The organism is Streptomyces actuosus, assembly GCF_016921115.1.
Classification (GTDB): Bacteria; Actinomycetota; Actinomycetes; order Streptomycetales; family Streptomycetaceae; genus Streptomyces; species Streptomyces actuosus_A.
The window spans coordinates 1-1,309 of the sequence record NZ_JAFFZS010000104.1 but is presented as its reverse complement, the minus strand read 5'-3'; the positions used below and the strand labels follow the sequence as shown (position 1 = coordinate 1,309).

The 1,309-nt window shown below is 66.8% G+C and carries 2 protein-coding genes; both read left to right on the top strand.

What is annotated here, in order from left to right; translation table 11 throughout:
* The first annotated feature begins 70 nt into the window (after positions 1–70).
* A complete protein-coding gene (locus JS756_RS35745; protein ID WP_205387430.1) occupies positions 71–376 on the top strand; it encodes a transposase in 306 nt (101 codons plus the stop codon).
* A 5-nt stretch (positions 377–381) separates the two neighbouring features.
* On the top strand, positions 382–1,290 hold the full coding sequence (locus JS756_RS35740) for an IS3 family transposase (protein WP_205387429.1): 909 nt from the start codon (positions 382–384) through the stop codon (positions 1,288–1,290).
* The last annotated feature ends 19 nt before the right edge of the window (positions 1,291–1,309 follow it).

The window sequence follows — 1,309 nt, the reverse complement described above, 5'->3', positions numbered from 1 at the left end:
TGAGGTTCCCCCTGTCGGCCGGACAGCTTGATACTGGGACGGATGGTCCCGGAGGAAGCAGTCACAGGTAGTGAGTAGCAAGAGCAACATGGGTAAGCGGTACACGGCCGAGTTCAAGCGGGACGCGGTCGCCTTGGCGTTGTCCTCGGAGAAGACGGTCACCGAGGTCGCGAGGGATCTGGGCGTGAGTCCGGAAGGGCTGCGCGGGTGGGTGAAGCAGGCGAAGGTCGACCGCGGTGAGGGACCCGCCGGGGCTTTGACCACTGCGGAGCGTGAGGAGTTGGTCCGGCTGCGGCGGAAGGTTCGCGAGCAGGAGGCCACGATCGAGGTTCTGGGAAAAGCGACCGCCTTCTTCGCGCAGGACAAGATGAGGTAGACACCGTGGCACGGTGTCGTTTCATCGATGCGGAGAAGGCGTCGGAGGGTAATCCTGCAGGTCACAGCGTTGCGTTTCTGTGCCGTGTGCTGGGAGTGCCCCGTTCCACCTACTACGCGCACAGGGCGTCACGGCCGGCCCGGACGGCGCGGGAGCGGGCCGAGGAGGTGCTGGTGGGCGAGATCCGGGTGCTTCACGCCGGATCTCGCGGTGCCTACGGGGTCCCGCGGATCCACGCCGCCCTGCGGCGGGCCGGGCGGGTGGTGAACTCCAAGAAGATCGAGCGGCTGATGCGCAAGCACCGGATCGTCGGGATCACCCGCCGCCGGCGGCGGGGCCTGACCCGGCAGGCGAAGCGGGCGGTGTTCGCGCTCGACCTGATCGGCCGGGACTTCACCGCGCCCCGGCCCGGGATGCGGCTCGTCGGCGACATGACTGAACTCAGCACGCTGGAAGGGAAGTTGTATCTGGCGACCTGTATCGATCTCGCGACGCGGGAGGTGGTCGGCTGGGCGATGGCCGAACACCATCGCGCCGAGCTGCCGGTCGCCGCCTTGCGGATGGCGGCCGGGCGTGGCGGCCTGGAGCAGGGTTGCGTCATGCATACGGATCGCGGCAGCGAGTACACGAGTGACGAATTCCGCAGCGAAATACGCAAGTTGCACATGAGGCAGTCGATGGGGCGCGTCGGCTCTTGTTACGATAATGCCGCCGCGGAAAGCTGGTTCGCCATCCTGAAAGCGGAGATCGGGACGACCGTGTGGGAGACCCGCGAGGCCGCCCGGGCCGACGTTTTCCGCTACGTCGAGGTCGAGTACAACCGCAGCCGGCTCCGTCGGCACCCCGACTACGGGTACGTCACTCCACTCGAAACGAGATCCTTGCTCAGGCAGAACCTCGTCCCGGCAGCGTAAACACCCGCTGTCCAGTTCG